Source organism: Streptomyces sp. CRN 30 (genome assembly GCF_034105845.1).
Map to the genome: position 1 here is coordinate 1 of NZ_JAVRHI010000485.1, position 8,387 is coordinate 8,387.

At 74.4% G+C, this 8,387-nt stretch carries 8 protein-coding genes and 1 pseudogene; 5 read left to right on the forward strand and 4 right to left on the reverse strand.

Translation table 11 applies throughout. The annotated features are described in order from the left end of the window. From UW392_RS54690 to UW392_RS54700, 3 genes are all read left to right on the forward strand, one after another. Positions 1-1,924, forward strand: a 1,924-nt coding sequence (locus UW392_RS54690) for a hypothetical protein (protein WP_320782951.1), incomplete at its 5' end; no start/stop codon positions are given. 11 nt (positions 1,925-1,935) lie between these two features. Beyond that, on the forward strand, positions 1,936-3,096 hold the full coding sequence (locus UW392_RS54695; RefSeq protein ID WP_320782952.1) for a sensor histidine kinase: 1,161 nt from the start codon (positions 1,936-1,938) through the stop codon (positions 3,094-3,096). Further along, on the forward strand, positions 3,093-3,707 hold the full coding sequence (locus tag UW392_RS54700; RefSeq protein ID WP_320782953.1) for a response regulator transcription factor: 615 nt from the start codon (positions 3,093-3,095) through the stop codon (positions 3,705-3,707). The genes UW392_RS54695 and UW392_RS54700 overlap by 4 nt, the downstream gene beginning before the upstream one ends. Before the next feature lie 5 nt (positions 3,708-3,712). Here the strand turns inward: UW392_RS54700 and UW392_RS54705 are convergent, their stop codons facing one another. Further along, the gene (locus tag UW392_RS54705; protein ID WP_320782954.1) at positions 3,713-4,576 is read right to left on the reverse strand and encodes a transglutaminase-like domain-containing protein; all 864 of its coding nucleotides are present in this window, start codon (positions 4,574-4,576) and stop codon (positions 3,713-3,715) included. Between the two features lie 42 nt (positions 4,577-4,618). Next, a complete protein-coding gene (locus tag UW392_RS54710) occupies positions 4,619-5,617 on the reverse strand; it encodes a GNAT family N-acetyltransferase (protein WP_320782955.1) in 999 nt (332 codons plus the stop codon). A gap of 141 nt (positions 5,618-5,758) precedes the next feature. Between UW392_RS54710 and fdxA the strand changes: the two genes are divergently transcribed. Both fdxA and UW392_RS54720 read left to right on the forward strand, forming a co-directional pair. Beyond that, positions 5,759-6,079, forward strand: a complete 321-nt coding sequence (fdxA, locus tag UW392_RS54715) for a ferredoxin (protein ID WP_007495984.1) — start codon at positions 5,759-5,761, stop codon at positions 6,077-6,079. Between the two features lie 126 nt (positions 6,080-6,205). Next, positions 6,206-7,306, forward strand: a complete 1,101-nt coding sequence (locus UW392_RS54720; RefSeq protein ID WP_320782956.1) for a bifunctional succinyldiaminopimelate transaminase/glutamate-prephenate aminotransferase — start codon at positions 6,206-6,208, stop codon at positions 7,304-7,306. Between the two features lie 102 nt (positions 7,307-7,408). On the opposite strand, the gene UW392_RS54725 is transcribed toward UW392_RS54720, so the two are convergent. Both UW392_RS54725 and UW392_RS54730 read right to left on the reverse strand, forming a co-directional pair. After that, entirely contained in the window at positions 7,409-7,840 is a 432-nt protein-coding gene (locus UW392_RS54725; protein WP_320782957.1) for an ATP-binding protein, read from the reverse strand. 301 nt (positions 7,841-8,141) lie between these two features. After that, a pseudogene (locus UW392_RS54730) lies at positions 8,142-8,387 on the reverse strand (heavy metal transporter); the annotation flags it as partial.

The following is an 8,387-nucleotide window of genomic DNA, read 5'->3' on the forward strand; positions in this document are numbered from 1 at the left end:
CCCGGGCGGCTCCGGCCTGACCGGCGCGACCGGCGGCCCCGTCGCCCCCGGGCACGGCGGCGGCACGGGCTCCTTCGACGTCACCGAGGCGCTGGCCGCCGGGCCCCTGGGCAACGGCACGCGCCCCGGCGCCGGGACCGAGCCGCGCCGCGACGACCTGCCGTTCTTCTCGGACGGCGACACCGGCGAGCAGACCGGCGCGCACGGACCCGACGGCCGTGACGGACGCTCCCCCTTCGGGGACGCCGACGGCGGCCCCATGGGCCCCAACGGCACCGCCGGTCCCGCGAACATGGGCGGCTTCGAGGCGTTCGGCGGCCCCGCGGGGCCGACCGGCGGCCCGACGACCGGGGACGCGCGACTGTCCCCGCCGGCGTCGTCGCCGTCGCCGTTGTCGTCGTCGCAGTCTCCGTCGAGCGCGGGCCCGGACGGGCAGCACGGGGTGGCGGCCGGGTCCGGTGGACTCGGTGCTCCCGGTGCTCCCGGTGCTCACGGTGCTCCCGGTGGCCCGGGTGCGCTGCGCGGCCCCGCGGGCTCCGGTGGCCCGGGAGGTCTCGGTGGCCCCACCGGCCCCACCGGCCCCGGCGGCGCGAACAGCGCCGGCCTGCACGCGGTGTCCGACGCCGGAACGGGCGCGGCCCCCGGCGGCACACCGAACACCCCGGGCATCCCCGGCATCCCCGGCATCCCCGGTACGTCCGGCGCCCCCGGTGCCGGCCCCGGCGGCGGTCTGAGTGACGACACCGCCGTCCTCACCCCGCAGGTGCAGGCCCCCGAGCCGCCCGGCGGCATCGCCTACAGCGCCCCCGGCAACGTGTCCGGCGACACTCTCACCAGCGGCATCCCGTTCGTGCCGAGCGAGGAGCGGACCGCGCCGTTCCAGAACGGCCCGCAGACGCCCCCGGCCCGCCCGGAACCCGCCGCCCCGGCGCCGAAGCCCGCACCCGCGCCCACGGCGGGCAAGCCCGCCAAGCCCGCCAAGAAGGGCCGCAACAAGCTCGTCCTGCTCGGCGGCGCCGTGATCGTCGTCGCCGGTCTCGCCTACGGCGCCGGACTGCTGATGAACCACTCCGACGTCCCCAAGGGCACCACCGTGCTCGGTGTCGACATCGGCGGCGGCACCCGGGACGACGCCGTGCAGAAGCTCGACGCGGCCTTCGACGAGCGGGTGAACAAGGAGCTGAAGCTCGCCGTCGACGGCGACACGGTCGCGCTCAAGCCGGACCAGGCCGGGCTCCAGTTCGACACCCAGGCCACCGTCGACGTGGCCGCGCAGAGCGACTACAACCCCGTCTCCGTGATCGGCTCCCTGGTCGGCAACCACCGCGTCGTCGACCCGGTGATGCCGGTCGACGAGGAGAAGCTGCAGGCCGCGCTGGAGCAGGCGGCCGGCGGCTCCGGCTCCATGACCGAGGGCACGATCACCTTCAAGTCCGGCAAGGCCGTCGCCGTCTACCCGAAGGCCGGCCAGGGCATCGACGCCGACAAGTCCGCCACGGCCGTCCAGGAGGCGTACCGCACCCAGGTCGAGACCGGCACGTCGGGCACGGTGAAGGTGCCGACCACGGCCCGGCAGCCCGAGATCACCAAGGCCGAGGTCGACCGGGAGATGAAGGCGTTCGCCGAGCCGGCGATGTCGGCCAACGTCGTCGTCCAGACCGACGCGGCGCACACCATCGAGATGAGCCCGCAGAACTCGCTCTGGAAGTTCCTCGGGGTCACGGCCGTCGACGGCAAGCTGGTCGACAAGCCCGACCTGGACGCGCTGAAGGAGCTGTACGGCCAGACCTTCGACGGCGTGACCATCGCGCGGGCCAACGGCAAGAAGACCGCCGTCACCCCGGAGGACGTCTACGGCGCCCTCCGCCAGGCACTGCTGAGCAAGACCGACCGGGTCGCGGTCATCGACACGAACCCGAGCTGACCGGTTCGCACGTGAGCGGTATCGGACTCGGACGCCGCCCGGAGAACCGCGGACAGCAGGCGGCCAAGCTGCTGTGGACCGGCATCTGGCTGATCTTCCTGAGCGCCCCCGTCGACGATCTCCTCGACGGGGGCCACAGCCCGGCCGCCCGCGTCCTCGGCTGGCTCGCCCTGGCGGGCTTCGTCGTCTGGTACATGGCGCTGCTCTTCCGCACCGGCCGCGCCGACCGCGACGGCCGGGTCCTGCTCTCCCTCGCCGCCCTCGCCACCGGTTCGGCGGTCCTCGCCCTCACCCTGGGCCGCCAGTGGCTGGTCCTCTTCGTGTACGTCGCGATCGCGTCCGGCGCGGCCCTCCCGCTGCGCCTGGCCCGCTGGACCGTCCCCGGCGCCACCGCGGTGCTGGCGGCGCTGGCCCTGGTCGTCGAGGACGGCACGGAGTTCCTGGCCGCCCTGGTGATCCCGGCGCTGCTCGGCGGCTTCGCCATGACCGGCGTACGGGAGCTGATCCGTACGACGATCGCGCTGCGCGAGGTCCGTGCCACCGTGGCCCACCTCGCCGCCAACGAGGAACGGCTGCGCCTCGCCCGCGACCTGCACGACCTGCTGGGCCACTCCCTCTCCCTGATCACGCTCAAGAGCGAGCTGGCCGGCCGGATGCTGCCGGGCCACCCCGACAAGGCGGCCCAGCAGGTCGCCGACATCGAGCAGGTCAGCCGCCAGGCGTTGGTGGACGTCCGCGAGGCCGTCTCCGGCTACCGGCGGGCCCGCCTGAGCGCCGAACTCGCCGGTGCCCGGGTCGCGCTGACCGCCGCGGGGGTCGGCCTGGACCTGCCCGCCGACCCCGACCTGACCGGCGTACCGGAGGAGAGCGAGGCGGCCCTCGCCTGGGCGCTGCGCGAGGCGGTCACCAACGTCGTACGGCACAGCGGCGCCCGGCGCTGCGTGGTCGGGCTGCTCACCCGTCCGGCCCCGGACGGCCCGGTCCTCGAACTGTCCGTGGAGGACAACGGCTCCGGCGGCCCCGGCGGCGGTCCCGGCAACGGACTGACCGGCCTCGCCGAGCGCCTGGAGAAGGCCGGCGGCACGCTGGAGGCACACCGGGTCCGGGACGGATTCCGGCTGGTCGCCCGGGTGCCGGCCGGTGCGGACAGCGACGTAGGATCCCGGGCATGAGCCGCACGATCAAGGTCCTGCTGGCGGAGGACCAGGCGATGGTCCGCGAGGCCCTGGCCGCCCTGCTCGGCCTGGAGGAGGACATCGAGGTCGTCGCCCAGGTGGCGCGCGGCGACGAGGTCCTCGCCGCGGCCCGCGCCCACGCCGTGGACGTCGCCCTCCTGGACATCGAGATGCCGGGCATCACCGGCATCGAGGCGGCGGCCCTGCTGCACCGCGAACTCCCGGCGGTGAAGCTGGTCGTGCTCACCACCTTCGGCCGCCCCGGCTACCTGCGCAGCGCGATGGAGTCCGGCGCCGACGCCTTCCTGGTCAAGGACGCCCCGGCGGCTGAACTCGCCCAGGCGGTACGGACCGTGCTGGCCGGCGAGCGGGTCATCGACCCCACCCTGGCCGCCGCCGCCCTGGCCGACGGCGCCAACCCCCTCACCGACCGCGAGCGCGAGGTCCTGCGCACGGCCGCCGACGGCTCCACCAACGCGGAACTCGCCAGGACCCTCCACCTCTCCCAGGGCACGGTCCGCAACTACCTGTCCACGGCCATCCAGAAGCTCGCGGTCCGCAACAGAGCGGAGGCGGTGAGGGTGGCAAGGGAGAAAGGCTGGCTCTGAACGGGTCAGTTCAGCAACGCCCGCGCCGCCAACGCCTCTCCCCGGACACGCTCGGAAGCCCCTTCGTCCACAGTGGACACGACCTCCGCGTAAGCGTCCAGCTCCGCCGCCCCCGCCGCGAACTCCCCCCGCCGCACCAGCAACCGAGCCCGTTCGTACCGCAGCCGGGCCGAGTGCGACGGCAGCAGCAGCGCCAACTCCAGCGCCCACAGGGACACGTCGGACCGCTCGGGCCGTGTCGCCGCCCACGCCCGGACGTTGTTCAGGATCCGCTGCACCACATCGAGCGGGTCGGCCGGCGTCAGCATCGCCGGCTCCAGCGCGGCTCCCGTGGAGCCGGCCACCAGCAGCTCCGCGTCCGCCCCGGTCATCACCCGTCCCCCGTCGAACGGATCAGCGAGCACCAGTTCCTCGCCCGGCCCGCCCTCCGGCCCGAACCCGACGACGAAGTGCCCCGGCAGCGCGACCCCGTGGACCGGGGCCCCCGCCCGCCGCGCCACCTCGATCCACACCACCGACAGCAGGATCGGCAGCCCGCGCCGCCGTGCCAGCACCTGGTGGAGCAGGGACGACTCCAGCCGCCGGTAGTCGGCGGCCGCGCCGCGGAAGCCGAACCCGTCCCCGAGCAGCTCCCGCAGCGCCGCCGCCCAGGCGTGCGGCCCACCGGGCCGGAACGGCAGCCGTCCGGCCAGCCGGTCCAGCTCCAGCTGCGCCGCGTCGATGCCGGACTCGTCCAGACACCCGTCCGCCGCCGCGCCCACCAGCAGGCAGAGCGTGGCCAGATCGGGCCGCCCGGACCGGGCCTCCTCGGCGAAGCGGCTCCGCAGTTCGGCGGAGCGTCCGGACGGTGGGGGACAGGGGGAACGCATAGCTGGGTGGTGCCCTTTCACAGCGATCGGTTACCGGTCCGCTCAGGCGGTTTCCGGCGCACGGTAGTGGTGATAGGCGTGGTGCGCGGCGAAACCGGCCCGCGCGTACAGCGCCCGCGCCCCGGCGTTGTCCGCCTCGACCTGGAGCCAGGCCGCCGACGCTCCCTCGTCCAGCGCCCGCCGGGCCAGCGCCGCCAGCACCGCGGAGGCCAGCCCCCGGCGCCGCAGCGCCGGGTCCACCTCGACGGCCGCGAACCCGGCCCAGCGCCCGTCGACGACGCACCGCCCGATCGCCGCCGGAACGCCGCCGTCCGCGCCGGGCACCGACGCGAACCACACCGACGGCCCGCCGGAGAGCACCCGCAGCGCCACCTCGCTGACACCCTTGCGCTGGTAGCGGGCCAGCCAGCCCTCGTCCGCGGCGCGGGAGAGGACGACCTCCGCGCCCGCCTCCCGGTCGGCGAGCGGCGCCAGGTTCCCGGTCCACAGCTCGGCGGTGACCTCCCGGACCCAGCCGCGCCGCTCCAGCTCCGCGCAGAGCGCTTCCTGCGCGCCCTCGGCACCGGTGGCGGTCTGGACGTACGCGGGCAGCCCCCGCTCGGCGTACCAGTGCCGTACGGCGGTCAGCGCGTCGTCGAGCGGACGCCCCGGGTCGCCCAGCGGCAGCACGGAGTTGGCCCGCCGGGTGAATCCGGAGGCGGCCCGCAGCTCCCACTCGCCGAGCCGCTCGCTCTCCAGCGGCCGCCAGCCGCGCGAGGCGACACGCGCCAGTTCCGGGTAGCCGGCGGCCGGTCCGCGCCGACGGACCGGAGCGGAAGGGACGACCTTGCCCGCCACCAGTGCCGACTCGCCGATGCGGACGGTACCGTCCCTTCGTGTGATCACCAGCACACCGTCGTCCCAGGATGTGAGAACACCCACCGTGTCGGTGAACTTGCCCCCCGGCGCGCCGTCTCCCGTCAGGCGCCTGACGGAGACTCGTTTGCCCACGTCAGCAGGGGTGATACGGACCTTGAGTCGGCCGGCGCCAGAGATTTCCACGGGTCGGTTCACCCCTCCTGTTCGGATCATGCCCAGAACCGGAGATACTAGAGGCGGGCATCGACGACGCCGCGCTCCCGCGCGCCAGGCGGCGGAGCCTGAGGAGGCCCGCCAGCGCCCGTATCGAGGAGGAACGACAGCGTGACCTACGTCATCGCGCAGCCTTGTGTCGACGTCAAGGACAAGGCGTGTATCGAGGAGTGCCCGGTCGACTGCATCTACGAGGGCCAGCGGTCCTTGTACATCCACCCGGACGAATGCGTCGACTGCGGTGCCTGTGAGCCGGTCTGCCCGGTCGAGGCGATCTTCTACGAGGACGACACTCCCGAGGAGTGGAAGGACTACTACAAGGCGAACGTCGAGTTCTTCGACGAGCTCGGCTCGCCCGGCGGCGCCAGCAAGCTGGGGCTGATCGAGCGCGACCACCCGTTCGTCGCCGCCCTGCCGCCGCAGGCCGAGTGACGCCCTGAGCGACCAGCACACCCGCGCCGCCTCGGTCCCGTACGCCCCGGTCAGCCCGACCGCCGTACGGGGCCGGGGCGTTCGCCGTAGAAGGCGCCGAAGCCCCAGAAAGTGAGCCGTACCCCCGTGTCCGCACTCTCCGTCTCCGACCGACTTCCCGCCTTCCCCTGGGACAAGCTGGCGCCCTACAAGGCGACGGCCGCGGCCCATCCGGACGGCATCGTCGACCTCTCCGTCGGCACCCCCGTCGACCCGGTGCCCGACCTGGTCCAGAAGGCTCTGACCGACGCGGCGGACTCGCCGGGCTATCCGACCGTGTGGGGCACCCCGGAGCTGCGGGACGCGATCACGGGCTGGGCCGCGCGGCGCCTCGGCGCCCGCGAGCTGACGCACCACCACGTCCTGCCGATCGTCGGCTCCAAGGAACTCGTCGCCTGGCTCCCGACCCAGCTGGGCCTCGGTCCGGGCGACCGGGTGGCCTTCCCGCGGCTCGCCTACCCGACGTACGAGGTCGGCGCCCGGCTGGCCCGCGCCGAGTACGAGGCGTATGACGACCCGACCACGCTGGACCCGGCGGGCCTGAAGCTGCTCTGGCTCAACTCCCCGTCCAACCCCACCGGCGAGGTGCTGGCCAAGGACGAGCTGACCCGGATCGTCGCCTGGGCCCGCGAGCACGGCGTCCTCGTCGTCTCCGACGAGTGCTACCTGGAGCTGGGCTGGGAGGCCGACCCGGTCTCGGTCCTCCACCCGGACGTCAACGGCGGCTCCCTCGACGGCCTGGTCGCCGTCCACTCGCTCTCCAAGCGCTCCAACCTCGCCGGGTACCGCGCGGCCTTCCTCGTCGGCGACCCGGCGGTCCTCGGCCCGCTCCTGGAGATCCGCAAGCACGGCGGCATGATGGCCTCGGCGCCGACCCAGGCGGCCGTGGTGGCGGCCCTCGGCGACGACGAGCACGTCCGCCTCCAGCGCGAGCGCTACGCCGCCCGCCGCACGGCGCTGCGCCGGGCACTCCTCGGCCACGGCTTCCGCATCGAGCACAGCGAGGCCAGCCTCTACCTCTGGGCCACCCGCGAGGAGTCCTGCTGGGACACCGTCGCCCACCTGGCGGAGCTGGGCATCCTGGTGGCTCCCGGCGACTTCTACGGCCCCGCGGGCGACCGGTTCGTCCGGGTGGCCCTGACGGCGACGGACGACCGCGTCCGCGCGGCGGTCGAGCGGCTCGCCTAGCCGCGTACGGTCCTGCACACGGAAGAGGCGGGGCCCGGGTGGTGAACCCGGGCCCCGCCTCTTCCGTACGTCCCGAGGAGGCTCGTACGCCTTTCGAGGAGATCAGCCCAGCGGCAGACCGTTCACCGGCAGGGTGCCCGTGGCGGGCAGGCCCTTGCCCACGGACTCGGCCGGCAGGGTGCGGGCCGTCTCGCCGACGAGGTCCCCGGCGGAGCCGGCCGTGTCCCCGGCGGCCTTCTGCGCGGCGGGCGTGGCCTTCTTGACGACCGCGCCGCCGGTCTTGCCCGCGGCCGGGACGGCCTTCTTCACGGCCTTGCTGCCGGTGTCGCCCGCGGTCTCGGTGACGTTCTGGGCGGCGGCGTCCACGGTGTTGCCGACGTTCGCCCCGTCCAGAGCGGTCAGGCCGCCGAGGTTGGGGGTGGCCGGAAGCTCCGGGGCCGCGCTGGCGGAGCCGGCCGCACCGACCCCGGCAGCCGCTCCCGCAGCGACGAGCAGCGCGGCACGGGCGATCCGGCGGGTCAGGGGGAGGGACATGATGCTCCTTCGACGGGAAAGTCAACGGTGAGATCTGCGCCCGGGTCCGGCGTGTGGACGGCCGGGCTCGGACGCAGTGACTACCGCTCGAAGGCCGCGAAGGTTGCGGCGCCACAATGCAAAGAGTTGGCAATGCGTCGCATTATCGGGTGCGCAGAAAAACGGGCAAAAGGCTCCGGTCGGAAAGTCTGCTGAATCCTTACGGCCCTGTGGTCACAAGGGATTCGGCATTGTTCCGGGCGGTATCGGGGGAGGGGTCGGGCCGCGCCGCGCGGGTAACGCGTACGGGTGAGGACTCGTACTACCGCTCGGTGGTGATGCGCACCGTTCCGGTGCCCCGTTCGGCACCCCGGTCACCGGCCGGTTCCGCCGGCAGCCACCGGCCGCCGGTCGTGTCGGCGGTCCAGGAACGGCCCGCGTGGACCACCCGTTCGATGTGCAGCGCCGAGGCGTTGGCCACCGCCCAGTGCGCCAGCTGCCAGCCGCGCCACCGCGCCCGCTGCCCGGTGGCCGCGCCGGCGCCCGCGGGCTCGGTGACGTTCTGGGC